Here is a 16,920-nt window from a genome sequence, read left to right on the forward strand (position 1 = left end):
CAACTGCGCCCGGCAGCTCGTTCGCACACTCATTGCATCGGCTTGTTCGAAGCTGCGTCCAGGTTGCCTCGATGGTGCCGATACCCGCGTAAGTGCACGCGCGTGCTAAACCGGTTTAAGCATTGTTGCCTTTTTGCCCGTTGGCGCAAAGCAAAAAAATAGGGGGGACGATCCATACGCAACACCTGACAATGCACCGCATTACAAGGCCGCATGACAAGACTTTTGCGCGCTCATCCCCGCTGACACTTTCGCACGAAGCCAGCGTCCATGCAGGCATTCCCGCACGCGCCGCCGCTTCGGCAAAAGGCTGACTGTACCAGATGGTGAACCGGCTTCCTGAACTTCAGCATGCTGACGAGTTGCCGCGAGAGGGCAGACCATAACCCATTACGGCGACATTTCCGTGACCGTCGTCCGCCGTGGGCCACGTTATCAAAGGACGTTTGCACCGTCGATCCCGGCATGTTCCGTTGCGCACGCAACCATGCGGCAGCGCACATCCGCGCTTCGCACGCGAAAACAGGCCCTGAAAATGCGGGCCATTGCAGGCCGTTGCGGGCCGGGACGGCAAGGATCGCCCAACAGGCGTATCGTTGCGCCTTTGCAATTTCCGTAAGGAGTACCTGTCGTGAGTGCATCACCGGGCGCGGGCAGCAAAGCCGCCCCTTCGGCCATTCCCTATATCGAGCGCGGCACGCGTCCCTTCTGGCGCGCCAGTCTCGCGCTGCTGTTCGCGGGCTATGCCACGTTTTCGCTGCTGTATTGCGTGCAGCCGCTCTTGCCCGCGTTTTCGCAGACCTTCGGCGTGAGCCCCGCGCAGAGCAGCCTGTCGCTGTCGTTCAGCACGGCGGCGCTGGCCTGCGCGATCTTTATCGCGGGCTTCGTGTCCGAAGGCTGGAGCCGGCGCACGATGATGACGGCCTCGCTCACGGCTTCGTCGCTGCTCACGCTCGCGGTCGCGTTCGTGCCCCACTGGCATACGCTGCTGGTGCTGCGCACGCTCGAAGGCATTGCGCTCGGCGGCGTGCCCGCGGTCGCGATGGCCTGGCTCGCCGAAGAGATGCACCCCGACGGCCTCGGTCTTTCGATGGGCCTTTATGTGGGCGGCACGGCCATCGGCGGCATGGCCGGGCGCGTGATCACCGGCATCTGCACCGACCTGTTCGGCTGGCGCGTGGCCATCGCGGTGATCGGCGTGCTGGGGCTCGCGTCGATGTTCGCGTTCCGCGCGCTGTTGCCGCCCTCGCGTCATTTCGTGCCCAGAAGCGGGCTGGGCTTCGCGCATCATCGCGCGGCGCTGTTGCGCCATCTCGCGCGGCCAGGGCTCCCTGTGCTGTTCTCGCTCGGCTTCGTGCTGATGGGCAGCTTCGTCACGCTCTACAACTACATTGGCTACCGGCTGATCGCAGCGCCCTACAACATGAGCCAGGCGGCCATCGGCGCGATCTTCCTCGTGTACCTGACCGGCGTGGTCGCCTCGCCGTGGTCGGGCCGCATGGCCGATACCTTCGGGCGCGGCCGCGTGCTGCTCGCCAGCCTCGCGCTGATGCTCGTGGGCGTCGTGCTGACGATGTTCGCGCCGCTCGGCGCAATCGCGGCAGGCATTGCGTGCCTGACGATCGGCTTTTTTGCGGGGCATTCGGTGGCGAGCGGCTGGGTCGGGCGTCTCGCGCGCGAGGCGAAGGGCCAGGCCGCGGCACTCTATTTGCTCAGCTATTACCTGGGTTCGAGCATCATGGGCTCGGTCGGCGGGCACTTCTGGGCCGCGTGGGGCTGGGGCGGCGTGGCCGGTCTCGTCGCGGTGCTGCTCGTGCTGGGACTGCTCGGCGCACGCATGCTGCGCTCACGCGAGAAGGCCGGCGCGGCGTGATTGCGCACCGCTCGCGGATCGTCTGACGAAAGCTGTTCGTAACCCTGGCGATGAGGCGCAAGCGTGCTGCGGCGCGCTATGAGCATCGGCGCAAAGTCCTGCCCGGCGGGGCTGCGCGGCGCAGCACGGACGACACGGCAAGCCAACTGCACGCCGACATGTCTGCAAGCCTCACCTATACTCGATTCAGGGCCGAAGCCGCAGCGCCGCGCGTGACGCAATCGCGGCTTAGGGGACGAACGCAGCGAGCATCACAGCCGTCTCGTCGGCCCCTCAATACAAGGAGACGAGCATGTCAGGTTATTTCACGATCGGCGACTTCGTGATGATCATCCCGATGGCCCTCGCTGGCGCACTCTTCCTCGGCGCCGTGCCCTGTGCAACCGAATTTCGACACAACTCGCTGCGTATCTTCGGGGCGTTGCTCGGCGCACTCGCGGCCGTCGCGCTCGTCGAAACACTGCCGGCGTTGATGTAGCCAGCGTTCTCTCCAGCTGTATTTCCACGCGCCCGGCCAGGGCGCGCGTGGCGCTTTGCGCTCAACGCACGCCGACGCCCGGCTGCAATCCCCGGAACTGTCTCAACGCGGCGCGCCAATACGGTTCGCGCTTCGGCGAAGGCATCGCCGCGTCAAACGGAGCGTCGACCGGAGCGTCAACCGGCGCATCGACCAGCGCGGGCAATGCCACCCACGGCAGCGTCGGATGCAGATGATGTTGCCGATGCAGATGGTGATTCATCAGCAGCAGCCCCAGACCACGCGGCACCCGAAAGTCGCGCGCGCGGCCCGGCTCGTTCATCGCGACGCCGTAGTGCGGCAGGTTGTCCGCCAGCGACAGCCACAAGCCGCGCAGGTACATCGCCAGCAGCAGCACCGGCCAGGCCTTCGCATAAAGCGCGAACGCGAGCGCATACAACGCCAGCGAACAAAGCCAGTCGCGGCGCGCGCGCCGACGTTTCGCGGGATCCTGCACGTGGTTCGCAAAGAGCTTCTGCACCTGGCGGCCCTCGTCGCCCTGCGCGGCCACGCCCCGCTCGATCACGGCGCACGCCATGCGCACCGGCACGAACGCGAGCAGCGGCGCGAGCAGTTCCGCCACATACAGACCGCCTAGCAGACGCGCGTACCAGGAGAGGCGGCGCAGCCAGCGCGGGCCGCGCGCATCGTCGACGTCGGGACGGTCGAACGCCTCGCGCGTAAAGCGGTGATGCATCAGGTGTCCGAAACGTACCGCGTCGAACGGCATGGCAAGACCGATGGCAAGCAGCCGCGCGACGGTCTCGTTGGCGCGCCGCGAGCGCAGCAACTGGCCGTGGATCCCTTCGTGAATCAAGCCCCAGTGAATCGGCGTGACCAGCACGACGGGCACGAGCGTCGCGAGCAGCACGAATGACATGCCGCCCGTCGCGCGCAGCAGCAAAGGCAAGCCGATGAGTTGATAGGCCAGCGCCAGCGCCGCCACGCCAGTGAGCACGAGGTTCGCGCGCACGTCGAGTTGGCGGCGCGCGGCAACCTGTGCAGCACGCTTTGCGGCGGCCTGCGCACTCGCCCTGGCGGGCTGGGGACGAACGGCGCTCGTGGACTCCATCGGCATACCTCGCGGTAAAGATTGCCGCGAAAATAGCAGCGCCGCGTGACAGCGCCAGGACGCGCATCTTGCGGCGCATTACGGATTGCGAAGCGCGCAACAAAGCGCCCATCGCATCGACGAAAAAAAACCGCCTCGCGTGCAGCGAGGCGGTTTTCAGGCAATGCGCCGCGACTCGATCGCCGCGATCAGCGCGATCCGCGCGATCAGATCGCCTGATCGGTCGACGGCTTTTCCCACAGATTGATGCCGCCTTCGGTTGCGTAGCGGTCGATTTCGGCGAGTTCTTCCGCCGAGAATTCGAGGTTCTTCAGCGCCGCGACATTCTCGCGCACCTGCTCCGCACGGCTCGCGCCGATCAGCGCCGAGGTCACGCGGCCGCCGCGCAGCGTCCACGCAATCGCCATCTGCGCGAGGCTCTGGCCGCGGCGTTGCGCGAGTTCGTTGAGCTTGCGCACGTGCTCGATGTTGGTGGGGCTCAGGTGTTCGTTCTTGAGCGAGCCGCCGCCCGGACGGTTCACGCGCGCGTCTTCCGGCACGCCGTTCAGGTACTTGCTGGTGAGCAGGCCCTGTGCGAGCGGCGTGAACGCGATGCTGCCCGTGCCGATGTCTTCGAGCGTGTCGAGCAGCTCATGCTCGATCCAGCGGTTGAGCAGGTTGTACGACGGCTGATGGATCAGCAGCGGCACCTTGTACTCGGCCAGCAGCTTCGCCATTTCGCGCGTCTTTTGCGCCGAATACGACGAAATGCCCACGTACAGCGCCTTGCCCTGCTGCACGGCGGTCGCGAGCGCACCCGCGGTTTCTTCAAGCGGCGTTTCCGAATCGAAGCGGTGCGAATAGAAGATATCGACGTAATCGAGGCCCATGCGCTGCAGGCTCTGGTCGAGGCTCGCGAGCACGTACTTGCGCGAGCCGCCGCCCTGGCCATACGGGCCCGGCCACATGTCCCAGCCCGCCTTCGACGAGATCAGCAGTTCGTCGCGGTAGGGACGGAAATCGTCCTTGAAAATGCGGCCGAAGTTGGTTTCGGCGCTGCCGTACGGCGGGCCGTAGTTGTTCGCGAGGTCGAAGTGCGTGATGCCGAGGTCAAAAGCCGTACGCAGGATTTCGCGCTGCGTCGAAATCGGCGTGGTGTCGCCGAAGTTGTGCCACAGGCCGAGCGAAAGCGCCGGCAGCTTGAGTCCCGACTTGCCGCAAAAGCGGTATTGCATTTCCGAATAGCGTTCAGCAGCTGCTTCGTAGGCCATCTTTGAATCCTCGAACGGGAACTGGTTTCAGAAAATCCGGCGGCGGCGCGCGGAATTTGCGCATATCGCGCAAAAAACGCAGCAATAGCGCCATAAAACCGTCAAATTCTGCGATGTGGCGCGCCGCGCGGATTGCCATGCTAGCCGATCCGCGCACTCCGTGCAGAAGCCCATCATGTGGGACAGGCGATGGACGCTGTCACCGTGCTCGCCTACACTGCGGCGTCCGTCTTCTGCATGAGGTCTTTATGGTCAAAGCGCTTTCGTTCGCGCTGATCGCCTGCGGCGTTGCGCTGCTCTATTTCGGCGGTCAGTCGTTTCATTCGTTCTCGAACGACGTGTCGCGCCTCGTCACCGGTGCGCCCACCGATCGCACGATGATCCTGATTGTGGCGGGCGCCGCCGCGACCGTCGCCGGGCTCACCGGCCTGGTGGTGTCGGGACGCCGGCGCTAGGCCGACGCCCTTTTCGAGCCGCCGCTAGACGGCTCAGACAAGCTTCACTTCCGGCTGCGAAGCCGAGCGCGTGCCCGGCAGCGGCACGTTGCTCGCGCCGTGGTAGGTGTAGACCAGCGAGAACTTCACGTCGTCGCTCTGGTTCTGCCCCGCCGAGTGCAGCGTGTTGCAGTGGAAGAACACGACATCGCCCTTCTGCAGCGTCGGCGAGATCGCCTTGTCGATCCATGCCTGGTTTTCCGGCAGATCGGAGCGGAAGAACTTCGCATTGTCGAAGCTGCCCGACGTGAACGGCGCGGTATGCGAGCCCGGCACGAACCACAGGCCGCCGTTCTCGACCGTCTCCGGCCCAAGCGCGAGCCACACCGACACCAGGTCGTCGCGCTCGAACGACCAGTAACGCACGTCGCGATGCCAGCCCGTCAGGCTGCCGTACGCGGGGTGCTTGGTCATCATGCAGTTGTGGTGCGCGCGCGAGAGCACCGGCTCCTCGCCGAAATACAGCTCCATCCAGCCCGCGACCTCGGGCGAGGTCGCCCATGCGCGATACGACGGGTGGCGCGAATACGCGTCGAGCAGACGGCGCACCGTATGGCCGCCGGGCGCGTCCTTCGAGTCGGGCGCGCCGGGATAACGCAGATCGGCTTCGAATTCGAGCGGCGCGGCGGCCGCCTCCAACTGTTCCTGCGCAGCGCGCTTGATCTCGTCGCACCGTTCGGGCGAGACGAGCCCCGGCACGACCACGAAACCGCGCTCGCGCAGCGCCTGCACCTGTTCCTTCTTTGACTGGACTGACATGGGACTTCCGTTATTCGAGGCCTGCATGGGCCGCGGCCATGCGAGCCGCGGCAGCGGCGCCGCGCTTATGTGCCGCTTTGTGCGTTTCGGGCGCGCCGTGCGTTCGATTGTAAGAGCGCGCGCACGCGGCTGGAAGCGGCGCTCGCACGCATCGATGCTCACATCGACGCACATCGATGAAGCAGCGCCGCACCGCCATGGCGACTAAGGGCGCGATCGCATGCATCAAGATGCGTCGCAAATCGACGGGGCCGGGTATTAACCGACTTTCGGGCGTCATGATTCGCGTGTAGTCTGCCCGGATGCTGTTTTTCGACCACGAATATCTATCGCGCTCGCGGACTGCCGCGCAGCCCTTGCCCAGCAAGGCTGCTGCCCTCCCAAGTCCGTCACCGCGCGCCCTCTCAAGCCTTGTCCACGCCTTGCGGCCTGTCTCGCGTTTCCCTTAATTGTGACCACGCTGAAAACAGGCACGCTTGCTGCTCGAATCGACGCGGCCCGCTGCGAACCTCGTAACGACGAACCTCGCAACGAATTTCGCGTCGAACCTGAAACTGCCTACACCATGCCTACCCTTTCCGACACTCGTCGCATGACTCATGCTGCCCTGAAGGCCGCCCGCCCCGCCCGCCGCCATGTCATGCGCGCACTGCGCCACCATGCCGCGCGCACGCGCGCGCTCGCCCAGCAGGTGCGGGCCGCCCATCCGGTCGACAGCATGCGGTCGTGGTTCCACACGTTCTTCTCGGTGCTGCGCCTGCGCGCGGGCGCGCGCCACTTCTCGCTGCGCACGCTGCTGTACCGGCCGAACGCGACGCTGCGCACGCTCGCCGCGCCTTCGACCGTGCATACCGCACGCAACGCGCGCCAGCCGCGCCGCATCACTGCGAGCAGCGCGGGCTGGTTCGGCTTCTCAATGCGCTGAGCGCGCCGGCGACCGTCGGCGGCACGCGCCGCACTCGCCACACATACCGCACGCGCCAGAAAACAAAAAACCCCGCCAGGGCTTGCGCCCTGCGGGGTTTTTCTTTGCGTGCGTCGCGGCTTAAGCGAGCGCGCCAACCGGCTCCGTGCCAGCCGCTTCGGCCAGTGCGAGCGCGCGGTCGGTGGCTTCCCACGTGAATTCCGGCTCTTCGCGGCCGAAGTGGCCGTAAGCAGCGGTCTTCTCGTAGATCGGGCGCAGCAGGTCGAGCATCTGGATGATGCCCTTCGGACGCAGGTCGAAGTGTTCGCGCACGAGCTTCGTGATCGTCGCGTCCGAGACCTTGCCGGTGCCGAACGTGTTGACCATCACCGAAGTCGGCTCGGCCACGCCGATGGCGTACGAGACCTGGATCAGGCAGCGCGAAGCCAGACCGGCGGCGACGATGTTCTTCGCCACGTAACGGCCAGCGTAAGCCGCCGAGCGGTCGACCTTCGACGGATCCTTGCCCGAGAACGCACCGCCGCCGTGCGGGGCTGCGCCGCCGTACGTATCGACGATGATCTTGCGGCCCGTGAGGCCGCAATCGCCCTGCGGGCCGCCGATCACGAAGCGACCGGTCGGGTTGACGAGGAACTTGATGTCGCCCTTGATGAGCTCAGCCGGGAGCACCGGCTTGATGACTTCTTCGATGACGGCTTCGCGCAGCGTGGCCAGGTCGATGTCCGGCGAGTGCTGCGTCGACAGCACGACCGTGTCGATGGCGTGCGGCTTGCCGTCGACGTAGCGCACCGTGACCTGCGACTTCGCGTCCGGACGCAGCCAGGGCAGGCGGCCGTCGCGGCGCAGGTTCGACTGGCGCTCGACCAGACGGTGCGACAGGTGGATCGGCAGCGGCATCAGTTCGGGCGTTTCGTCGCACGCATAACCGAACATCAGGCCCTGGTCGCCAGCACCTTGATCGAGGTTGTTGTCGTGCGCGCGGTCGACGCCTTGAGCGATGTCCGGCGACTGCTTGTCGTAAGCGACGAGCACCGCGCAGCCGCGGTAGTCGATGCCGTAGTCGGTGTTGTCGTAGCCGATGCGCTTGATCGTGTCGCGCGCGACCTGGATGTAGTCGACGTTGGCCGTCGTGGTGATTTCACCGGCGAGCACGACGAGACCCGTGTTGCACAGCGTTTCCGCTGCAACGCGCGAGTACTTGTCCTGCGTCAGGATGGCATCGAGAATCGCGTCCGAGATCTGATCCGCGACTTTGTCGGGATGGCCTTCGGAAACGGATTCGGAAGTGAAGAAATAGTCGTTTGCCACGTGTAAGGCTCCTTGTAGCTGGTGACGGTTAATTTCACGTAGCCAGCTTCGGGAGCTTTGAAGCGGCGACGCTTTAGCGGATTACCTGGTCCAGTTAGTCACGACCGCACACTTAGCTCCGTGGCGCGATACATGACGAACCGGCTTCGCCCCGCAAGTTGTCAGTTAACTCGGCGAAGCCCGTATTATAGCGACTTCCCTAATTTGTCGCAGAGTCACACCGCGTGTTGTCAATCGTTTTCTCCACTGCTTTCCGGCTCGTCACGGGAGTCGCCGCATGCTAGGCAAACTCGGCTCACGTTTCGCCATTGGTCTGCTGAAACTTTTTGCGATCCTACCCTATGGTTTCGTCGCTCGCCTGGGAGACGGGCTGGGCTGGCTGCTCTACCAGATCCCAAGCCGCCGCAAGCGCGTCGTCCACACCAACCTGCGCCTGTGCTTCCCCGAGTGGAGCGACGAAAAGCGCGAGGAAGTCGCGGGCCAGCACTTTCGCCAGGCGATCCGCAGCTACATGGAGCGCAGCGTGCAGTGGTTCGGCTCGGCGAAAAAGCTCGAAAAGCTCGTCCAGCTCGACAGCGAAATCGACCTGAACGACCCCAATTTGCCGCCGACGCTGTTCCTCGGGCTGCATTTTGTCGGCATCGAGGCCGGTTCGATGTTCCTCAACTACTCGCTGCACCGCCCCTGCGGCTCGCTCTACCAGCCGTTCTCGAACCCCGAGTTCGAGGCCGCCGCGAAAGCCGGCCGCAGCCGCTTCGGCGCCGAAATGGTCAGCCGCGCGGACAGCGCGCGCGCCGTGCTGCGCTGGCTGCGCGACAAGAAGCCGGTGATGCTCGGCGCCGATATGGACTACGGCATGCGCAACTCCACCTTCGTGCCGTTCTTCGGCGTGCCGGCCTGTACGCTCACGGCGGTCGGGCGTCTGGCGAAGGTGGGGCATGCGCAGGTCGTGCCGTTCATCGGCGAGGTGCTGCCCAATTACAAGGGTTATCGGCTGAAAGTCTTCAAACCTTGGGAAAATTATCCGACCGGCGACGACGAGCTCGACGCCCGCCGCATGAACGCGTTTCTCGAAGAGCAGATCCCGCGCATTCCCGAGCAGTATTACTGGGTGCACAAGCGCTTCAAGACGCGCCCGGAGGGGCAGCCGGGGGTCTATTGAAGCCGGCGTAATGGCCGTGCCCCAAGTCGTCCCGGATGTCGTGATGCAAGCCGCCTGCGGGCGGCTTTTTGCTGCGCGAGCGCTTTCGACACCCGCGTCCGGCACCGGGGCTGCGTGTATCATTCGCTATTCGGCGCAACTCGCCGCACCTCCTTTCGCAGCAAGGACTCGACGTACACCGTGAAGCTGAAATTCACCAAGATGCACGGCGCGGGCAACGACTTCGTCGTGCTCGACGGCTACACCCAGTCGCTTACGCTCACGCCCGAACGCGTGCGCGCGCTCGCTGACCGCCATTTCGGCGTCGGCGCGGATCAACTGCTGGTGGTCGAGAAACCGACCGTCGATGGCGTCGATTTCCGCTATCGCATCTTCAATTGCGACGGCGGCGAGGTCGAACACTGCGGCAACGGCGCGCGCTGCTTCGTCAAATTCGTGCGCGACCGCAAGCTCACCGACGCGCGCCAGGTGCGCGTGCAGGTGCAAAAAGGCGTGCTCACGCTCGTCATGCAGGACAACGGCGAGGTCGTGGTCGACATGGGCAGCCCGGTTTTCGAGCCGGTGCAGGTGCCGTTCGACGCGAGCGGCCTCGAAGGCCGCCGCGAGGGCAACGACACGCTCTGGCCGCTCGACGTGAATGGCCAGACGCGCTGGATTTCGGCGGTATCGATGGGCAATCCGCACGCGGTGCAGATCGTCGACGATGCCGAAGCCTTCGCCGTTCTCGACGACGGCCCCGTGATTGAAAAGCACGCGCGCTTTCCGAACAAGGTCAACGCGGGCTTCATGCAGATCGTCTCGCGCAACGAGGTGAAGCTGCGCGTGTTCGAGCGCGGCGCGGGTGAAACGCTCGCGTGCGGCACGGGCGCGTGCGCGGCGGTGGCGGCAGGGATTCGCCGCGGTCTGCTCGATTCGCCGGTCAAGGTGCACACGCACGGCGGCCAGCTCACGATCGCCTGGGACGGCGCGCGCGACGAAAGCGCCGCGCTGACCATGGCCGGCCCGGCCGCGACCGTGTTCGAAGGCGAAATCGACATCCAGGACTGATCCCGCAGGCGGTCTCATCCGCCGCATTGGTTTGTTTCACGCACCACCCAGCGGTACCCAGCACTACGCAAGACCTTCCGCGCCGCGATGCTTTTGCACGCACTGTGAGGCATCCCGCGCGCGGCCACGATACATCGCCTCATCCGGCGCGCAGCCGCGCGCCGCTTCCTGACCGAACGCGCTTATTGACGTGCTAAAAACATGACCGATCGCGAAGTCGCCGATTATCTGCTTGCCAACCCTAACTTCTTCGTCGAGCACGCCGAGCTGCTGGTCTCGCTCAGGCTGGGCAACCCGCACGGCAAGGCCGCCGTGTCGCTCCAGGAGCGCCAGATGGAGATGCTGCGCGAGAAGAACAAACACCTGGAACTGCGTCTGTCCGAGCTGCTGCGCTACGGCCACGAGAACGACAGCATTGCCGCGAAGATGGTTCACTGGACTTCGCTCGTGCTAGCCGAGCGCGATCCGCACGCGTTGCCGCGCATGATCGCCGAGCGTCTGCGCGAGGAGTTCGACGTGCCGCAATCGGCGCTGCGCCTGTGGGATGTCGCCGAAACCTACGCGCAGGCAAGTTTCGCGAAGCACACCGGCGAGGAAGTGCGCCTCTTCGCAGGCAGCCTGGCGACGCCGTATTGCGGCGCGAATACGGGCTTCGAAGCCGCGCAGTGGCTCGACGCCGAGCAAGGCGAGCCGCAGTCGGTCGCGATCATCACGCTGCGCAAGCGCGTGACGGACGAAGAGCGCGACCCGAGTGGCGAGCCGTTCGGCCTGCTGGTGATGGGTTCGCCCGATCCGCGCCGCTTCCATGACGGCATGGGCACCGATTTCCTGCGCCAGATCGGCACGCTTGCCAGCGGCGCGCTCGCGCGCCTGTTGCCGCATTGAGTGGCCGCACTGATCCTTTATTGAAGCGGTTTTGACCCGCACCGACGCCGCCGCCGTGAACCCGACCGATCCGATCGCCGACTATCTCGACACGCTCGAGCACGTGCGCAGGCTCTCGGCGCACACGTTGCGCGGCTACGCGCACGAACTCGACGAGCTTAAAAAACTCGCCAACGGCCGGCCGCTCGAAAAGGTGACGCCCGCCGACGTGCGCGGCGCGGTGGCGCGCGCCCACGCGGGCGGCCTGTCGGCGCGCTCGATTGCGCACCGGCTGTCGGCGTGGCGCGCGTTCTATCGCTGGTTGGCGGGCCGCATCGAACTCGATGCGAATCCCGTGGCCGCCGTGCGCGCCCCCAAGCGTGCGAAGACGCTGCCGAAAGCGCTCTCCGTCGACGACGCCACGCGCCTCATGGAGGCGCCCGTCGCCGCAAGCGACGCCGCGGCAGGCAACCTGGAGACGCTGCGCGACCAGGCAATGCTGGAGCTGTTCTATTCGTCGGGGCTGCGGCTTGCGGAACTCGTGGGCCTCGACGTGCGTTATGTGAAACGCGATGGCTACGAATCGGCGGGCTGGTTCAAGCGCGACGCCGCCGAAGTCGAAGTGCACGGCAAGGGCGACCGCCATCGCATCGTTCCCGTGGGACGCAAGGCGATCGACGCAATCGACGCCTGGCTCGCGGTGCGCGACGCCTGGGTCAAGCACGACGACGCCCCGCTCTTTCTGTCTGTGCGCGGCAACCGCATGGCGCCTGGCGTCGTGCGCGAGCGCGTGAAGCGCGCCGCGCTGGTCGCCGGCATTCCGGCGAACGTCCACCCGCACGTATTGCGGCACTCGTTCGCCACGCACCTGCTGCAATCGAGCGGCGATCTGCGCGCCGTCCAGGAACTACTTGGCCACGCCAGCATTTCGGCGACGCAGGTGTATACGTCGCTCGATTTCCAGCATCTCGCGAAGGTGTACGACAACGCGCATCCACGCGCGAAGAAGCGCGACGAGTCAGGCTCATAAGCCTGCCAGGCCCGCCAGGCAGCTAAAGCCTCACCGCGCATCCACCGATTTTTTGCGCGTCCGGCGCTTTCACACAGCGTGAGCGAAACCACCGGACGCCGCCGCATCACTGGCATCACATCCATCATGAATATCGTCACTCTCAAGCCGTCGAAAGAAAAATCCCTGCTGCGCCGCCATCCGTGGGTCTATGCCAACGCGATCGAGCGCGTCGACGGCAAGCCCGCGTCCGGCGCCACGGTGATCGTGCGCGCGCACGACGGCCGCTTCCTCGCGCGCGCCGCGTACAGCCCGCATTCGCAGATCCGCGCGCGCGTCTGGAGCTTCGACGAAAACGAGCCGATCGACCACGCGTTCTTCAAGCGCCGCGTGCAACGCGCGCTCGCGCATCGCCAGGCGATGGTGCACAACACGGGCGCGGTGCGCCTGATCTTCGGCGAGGCGGACGGCCTGCCCGGCCTGATCGTCGACTGGTACACGGAAGACGCGCAGAAACCGCGCGGCCAGCTCGTCTGCCAGTTCATGGCGGCGGGCGTGGAAGCGTGGAAAGAAGCGATCGTGAACGCGCTGACCCAGGCGACGGGTTGCCCGAACGTCTATGAGCGCTCGGACGTGTCGATCCGCGAAAAGGAAGGGCTCGAACAAGTCACTGGCCTGCTGGCCGGCGACGAGCCGCCCGAAACCCTCATCGCGAGCGAAAACGGCGTGCGCTACCACGTCGACGTGCGCAAGGGCCACAAGACCGGCTTCTACGTCGACCAGCGCGACAATCGCGCCCTCGTGCAGACCTATGCCGAGGGCCGCGACGTGCTCAACTGCTTCTGCTACACGGGCGGCTTCTCGCTCGCGGCGATGAAGGGCGGCGCGAAACGCGTGGTCTCGATCGACTCGTCGGGCGAGGCGCTGAACACGGCGCAAAAGAACGTGCAGGCGAACGGCTTCGACGCCGAACGCGCCACGTGGCTCGACGCGGACGCCTTCAAGACGCTGCGCCGCCTGCACGAAGAAGGCGAGCGTTTCGATCTGGTCGTGCTCGATCCGCCCAAGTTCGCGGCATCGCGCGAGCACGTCGATCGCGCCGCGCGCGCCTATAAGGACATCAACCTCACCGGCTTCAAGCTGCTGCGTCCGGGCGGCCTGCTGTTCACGTACTCGTGCTCGGGCGCGATCGACGCGGAGCTGTTCCAGAAGATCGTCGCGGGCGCGGCCGCCGACGCGAAGGTCGACGCCCGCATCATCAAGCGCCTGGGCGCGGGCGTCGATCACCCGCTGCTCACGGCCTTCCCGGAAGGCGAATACCTCAAGGGCCTGCTGTTGCAAATCGCCTGAAGCGGCCTTATCTGCGCGTGATTGACACGAACGCAGCGGCCACGCGATGCGACCCCGTATCAGGGCGATTCCGCGTGTGCCCTGCGTGCGCGCCGCAGATATGATTCAATAGATAGTTATGTTGTAACACTGGCGACAGAGCGCGCAGACCGCGCGACGCGCCGCGTCCTCACCCGACACTCATCAGGCACAGAGCATGGCAAACAGCATGATTCCCGTCACGATCCTGACCGGCTTCCTCGGCAGCGGCAAGACCACGCTGCTCAAGCGCATCCTCAACGAGAACCACGGCATGAAGATCGCCGTGATCGAGAACGAGTTCGGCGAAGAGAACATCGACAACGAAATTCTCGTGCAGGACAGCAACGAGCAGATCATCCAGATGAGCAACGGCTGCATCTGCTGCACGATCCGCGGCGACCTCGCACGCGTGCTCGGCGACCTCGCGCAGCAAAAGCGCGACGGCAAGCTGGATTTCGAGCGCGTCGTGATCGAAACGACCGGCCTCGCGAATCCGGGCCCGGTCGCGCAGACGTTCTTCATGGACAACGAGATCGCCGACACCTTCCTGCTCGACGCGATCATCACGCTGGTCGACGCGAAGCACGGCAACAAGCAGCTCGACGAGCATGAAGTGGTGCAGCGCCAGGTCGGTTTCGCCGACCGCATCTTCGTCACGAAGGCCGATCTCGTCGACGCGAAGGAAGTCGCCGACCTGCGTCACCGCGTGCTGCACATGAACCCGAAGGCGCAAGTGCGCGAAGTCAACTTCGGCGAAGCGGACATCAAGGAAGTGTTCGACCTGCGCGGCTTCAACCTGAACGCCAAGCTCGAAATCGATCCGGACTTCCTCGCCGAAGACGAGCATGAACACGCGCACGACCATGCGCACGCTCATGACGACCACGGCCACGCTCACGGCGACCATGCCGATCACGCCGACTGCGACCACGATCACGGCAAGTGCACGCACGAAGGCCACGACCACGGTCACCACCATCACCACGCGCACCACGACGACAAGATCAAGTCGTTCGTGTACCGCAGCGACCGCCCGTTCGACCCGAACCGTCTTGAGGACTTCCTCGGCGGCATCCTGCAGATCTACGGCGAGCACCTGCTGCGCTACAAGGGCGTGCTCTACATGAAGGGCGTAGACCGCAAGGTGGTGTTCCAGGGCGTGCACCAGATGATGGGCAGCGACCTGGCCGCCAAGTGGCTGCCGATCGAGAAAAAGAACAGCAAGATGGTGTTCATCGGCATCGACCTGCCGAAGGATCTGATCACCGACGGGCTCGACGCCTGCCTCGTCTAATGCACCGAATGTGCGACTTGCATCGCGCATAAGTCATTTTTGACGGATAACGCCCGGCTTCAGATGAACTGAACGCCGGGCGTTGTCGTTTTTAGCGGCATTGCAGTGCGCGTAATTCGGTATTTCCGTGCGCTGTGCATCAAATAACGTACCCGACCATCGCTTTTTCACGATTGGCGCGTTATATTTTCTGGATATCGTACGTAAGACGAACCTCAGACGAAGCCGTCGCGAATGCAGGGATTTCCCGCTTGCGGCGTGAGTTTGCGGTTCGGTTACAATACGGCCCCACTGGAAGAGAGGCGCTCTCCCCACCACCGGTTTCAAGGCCATTTCCGGCAGATTCCGGCGAGAAACAGAAGTGCCTCCCCGGCCGCGCATCGCGTCGCAGCGCGCAGCCGGTACGAAATATGCCTCAGAAGCTTCTGAACCACGGTTTCCAGAGGAGTTCGGCCCCGCAGCGGCGCTCCGGCGTCACGACAATTCACCGTCCGTGCCCGTCGGTGCGCACCTTGGCGCGAAAAAGCGCGCGATAAAACGCGGTTTTGGGTGGTATAGGCCACTGCGGGCAACACAAAAGTGCAGGCAAGATGTGCCAGTTTTGCCTCACTCATTGAAGAAGCAAGCCAGATGACGACGAAACGACTCTTGACCGAAGCCGAAATCCTGAAGATGAGCGACAAGGATTACATGAACGAGGATCAGCTCGCCTTCTTCAAGAACCGGCTCGAACAGCTCCAGGCGGAAATCCTCCGCAATGCGGGCCAGACCACCGAGAATCTGCGCGAAACCGTGATCGTTCCCGATCCGGCCGACCGCGCGACGATCGAAGAAGAGCACGCACTTGAGCTGCGCACGCGTGACCGCGAGCGCAAGCTGCTCAAGAAGGTGCAGCAATCGATCGCGCGCATCGAATCGGGCGACTATGGCTGGTGCGAGGAAACCGGTGAGCCGATCGGCATTCCGCGTCTGCTCGCGCGCCCGACCGCTACGCTCTCGCTCGAAGCGCAAGAGCGCCGCGAACTGCGCCAGAAGCTGTTCGGCGACTGACCGGCTGCCGGCTCCGCCGCCTGTTTCAAGCAGGCGCGAGCTGGATCGAATGCCTTCTCGAAGAAGCGCACGGAGTTCCGTGCGCTTTTTTATTTGCGCGACCTTATCTGTACGACGCACGTGCGCAGATCTTTCGCCCGCTCTGCACTGCCCCCGCCTTTATCTCGCTTTCTGCGCCGCGAGCCCTTGAACTGCCCGCTGCCGCCCTAAACTTCTACCGACACGCCCGCTCGCGCGCCCAGGCGCTGCCGCCTTCCGGCAGCGATTCAACCTCCAGGCACGCGCGGCGCGTACCGAATCCCGATGGCGCGGCACGGCGGCACGAACCACGCCAGTCCGCGCCAGTCTCTACCTGGCATCAACGGTAAAAGGAACGCACATGGAGCAATTTCACGGCACGACGATCGTATCCGTGCGGCGCGGCGACAAGGTCGCCCTCGGCGGCGACGGCCAGGTCACCCTCGGCAACATCGTCATGAAGGGCGGCGCAAAGAAAGTGCGGCGCATTTACGGCGGCAAGGTCATGGTCGGCTTCGCCGGCGGCACCGCCGACGCGTTCTCGCTGCTCGACCGCTTCGAAGCCAAGCTCGAAAAGCATCAGGGCAATCTCACGCGCGCAGCCGTCGAGCTCGCCAAGGACTGGCGCACCGACCGCATGCTGCGCCGTCTCGAAGCCATGCTGATCGCCGCCGACGCCACCACCACCCTCGTCATCACCGGTAACGGCGACGTGCTCGATCCCGAAGGCGGGATCTGCGCGATCGGCTCGGGCGGTTCGTACGCGCAGGCCGCGGCCAAGGCGCTTGTCGACAACACCGACCTCTCGCCGCGCGAGATCGTCGAAAAGGCGCTCGAAATCGCGGGCGACATGTGTATCTATACGAATCACAACCGCGTGATCGAAACCATCGAGTAACCCCCAGGA

General features: G+C 64.9%; 17 protein-coding genes. 12 read left to right on the forward strand and 5 right to left on the reverse strand.

Features of this window, described 5'->3' with window-relative positions; translation table 11 throughout:
• Positions 1-631: 631 nt before the first annotated feature.
• Both BBA01S_RS07250 and BBA01S_RS07255 read left to right on the forward strand, forming a co-directional pair.
• Positions 632-1,873 carry an MFS transporter gene (locus BBA01S_RS07250; RefSeq protein ID WP_027815840.1) on the forward strand — a complete coding sequence of 414 codons (1,242 nt, stop codon included), beginning with the start codon at positions 632-634 and terminating at the stop codon, positions 1,871-1,873.
• Between the two features lie 292 nt (positions 1,874-2,165).
• Positions 2,166-2,351, forward strand: coding sequence for a hypothetical protein (locus BBA01S_RS07255; RefSeq protein WP_027815841.1), 186 nt, complete (start codon positions 2,166-2,168; stop codon positions 2,349-2,351).
• A gap of 61 nt (positions 2,352-2,412) precedes the next feature.
• Here the strand turns inward: BBA01S_RS07255 and BBA01S_RS40435 are convergent, their stop codons facing one another.
• The 3 genes from BBA01S_RS40435 to BBA01S_RS46720 form a co-directional block, all read right to left on the reverse strand.
• A complete protein-coding gene (locus BBA01S_RS40435; protein WP_042296302.1) occupies positions 2,413-3,462 on the reverse strand; it encodes a fatty acid desaturase in 1,050 nt (349 codons plus the stop codon).
• A gap of 206 nt (positions 3,463-3,668) precedes the next feature.
• Positions 3,669-4,712 carry an L-glyceraldehyde 3-phosphate reductase gene (mgrA, locus tag BBA01S_RS07265; RefSeq protein ID WP_027815842.1) on the reverse strand — a complete coding sequence of 348 codons (1,044 nt, stop codon included), beginning with the start codon at positions 4,710-4,712 and terminating at the stop codon, positions 3,669-3,671.
• Positions 4,690-4,851, reverse strand: coding sequence for a hypothetical protein (locus BBA01S_RS46720; protein ID WP_156965881.1), 162 nt, complete (start codon positions 4,849-4,851; stop codon positions 4,690-4,692). Before BBA01S_RS46720 ends, mgrA begins: the two co-directional genes overlap by 23 nt.
• 109 nt (positions 4,852-4,960) lie before the next feature.
• Between BBA01S_RS46720 and BBA01S_RS07270 the strand changes: the two genes are divergently transcribed.
• Positions 4,961-5,167, forward strand: coding sequence for a DUF3185 family protein (locus BBA01S_RS07270; RefSeq protein WP_027815843.1), 207 nt, complete (start codon positions 4,961-4,963; stop codon positions 5,165-5,167).
• Positions 5,168-5,200: 33 nt separating this feature from the next.
• Here the strand turns inward: BBA01S_RS07270 and BBA01S_RS07275 are convergent, their stop codons facing one another.
• Complete coding sequence (locus BBA01S_RS07275; RefSeq protein WP_027815844.1) at positions 5,201-5,965, reverse strand: phytanoyl-CoA dioxygenase family protein; 765 nt, start codon at positions 5,963-5,965, stop codon at positions 5,201-5,203.
• 592 nt (positions 5,966-6,557) lie between these two features.
• Between BBA01S_RS07275 and BBA01S_RS07285 the strand changes: the two genes are divergently transcribed.
• Positions 6,558-6,890: a hypothetical protein gene (locus tag BBA01S_RS07285; protein ID WP_042296305.1), complete on the forward strand. Its 333-nt coding sequence runs from the start codon at positions 6,558-6,560 to the stop codon at positions 6,888-6,890.
• 120 nt (positions 6,891-7,010) lie between these two features.
• Here BBA01S_RS07285 and metK read toward each other — a convergent pair whose 3' ends face one another.
• Positions 7,011-8,198 (reverse strand): methionine adenosyltransferase, encoded by a 1,188-nt coding sequence (metK, locus tag BBA01S_RS07290; protein ID WP_027815847.1) that lies wholly within the window; start codon positions 8,196-8,198, stop codon positions 7,011-7,013.
• Positions 8,199-8,475: 277 nt separating this feature from the next.
• On the opposite strand from metK, the gene BBA01S_RS07295 reads away from it, so the two are divergent.
• The 8 genes from BBA01S_RS07295 to hslV all read left to right on the forward strand — a co-directional run bounded on the left by BBA01S_RS07295 (position 8,476) and on the right by hslV (position 16,911).
• Positions 8,476-9,360: a lipid A biosynthesis lauroyl acyltransferase gene (locus tag BBA01S_RS07295; RefSeq protein ID WP_027815848.1), complete on the forward strand. Its 885-nt coding sequence runs from the start codon at positions 8,476-8,478 to the stop codon at positions 9,358-9,360.
• 180 nt (positions 9,361-9,540) lie between these two features.
• Entirely contained in the window at positions 9,541-10,407 is an 867-nt protein-coding gene (gene dapF, locus BBA01S_RS07300) for a diaminopimelate epimerase (RefSeq protein ID WP_027815849.1), read from the forward strand.
• Positions 10,408-10,608: 201 nt separating this feature from the next.
• On the forward strand, positions 10,609-11,292 hold the full coding sequence (locus BBA01S_RS07305; RefSeq protein WP_027815850.1) for a DUF484 family protein: 684 nt from the start codon (positions 10,609-10,611) through the stop codon (positions 11,290-11,292).
• 55 nt (positions 11,293-11,347) lie between these two features.
• The gene (xerC, locus tag BBA01S_RS07310) at positions 11,348-12,301 is read left to right on the forward strand and encodes a tyrosine recombinase XerC (RefSeq protein ID WP_027815851.1); all 954 of its coding nucleotides are present in this window, start codon (positions 11,348-11,350) and stop codon (positions 12,299-12,301) included.
• Between the two features lie 126 nt (positions 12,302-12,427).
• Positions 12,428-13,630 carry a class I SAM-dependent rRNA methyltransferase gene (locus BBA01S_RS07315; protein ID WP_027815852.1) on the forward strand — a complete coding sequence of 401 codons (1,203 nt, stop codon included), beginning with the start codon at positions 12,428-12,430 and terminating at the stop codon, positions 13,628-13,630.
• A 208-nt stretch (positions 13,631-13,838) separates the two neighbouring features.
• A complete protein-coding gene (locus tag BBA01S_RS07320; RefSeq protein ID WP_027815853.1) occupies positions 13,839-14,945 on the forward strand; it encodes a CobW family GTP-binding protein in 1,107 nt (368 codons plus the stop codon).
• Positions 14,946-15,575: 630 nt separating this feature from the next.
• Positions 15,576-15,995 (forward strand): RNA polymerase-binding protein DksA, encoded by a 420-nt coding sequence (gene dksA, locus BBA01S_RS07325; protein WP_027815854.1) that lies wholly within the window; start codon positions 15,576-15,578, stop codon positions 15,993-15,995.
• A gap of 379 nt (positions 15,996-16,374) precedes the next feature.
• The gene (gene hslV, locus BBA01S_RS07330; protein WP_027815855.1) at positions 16,375-16,911 is read left to right on the forward strand and encodes an ATP-dependent protease subunit HslV; all 537 of its coding nucleotides are present in this window, start codon (positions 16,375-16,377) and stop codon (positions 16,909-16,911) included.
• The last annotated feature ends 9 nt before the right edge of the window (positions 16,912-16,920 follow it).

The organism is Paraburkholderia bannensis NBRC 103871, assembly GCF_000685015.1.
Taxonomy (GTDB): domain Bacteria; phylum Pseudomonadota; class Gammaproteobacteria; order Burkholderiales; family Burkholderiaceae; genus Paraburkholderia; species Paraburkholderia bannensis.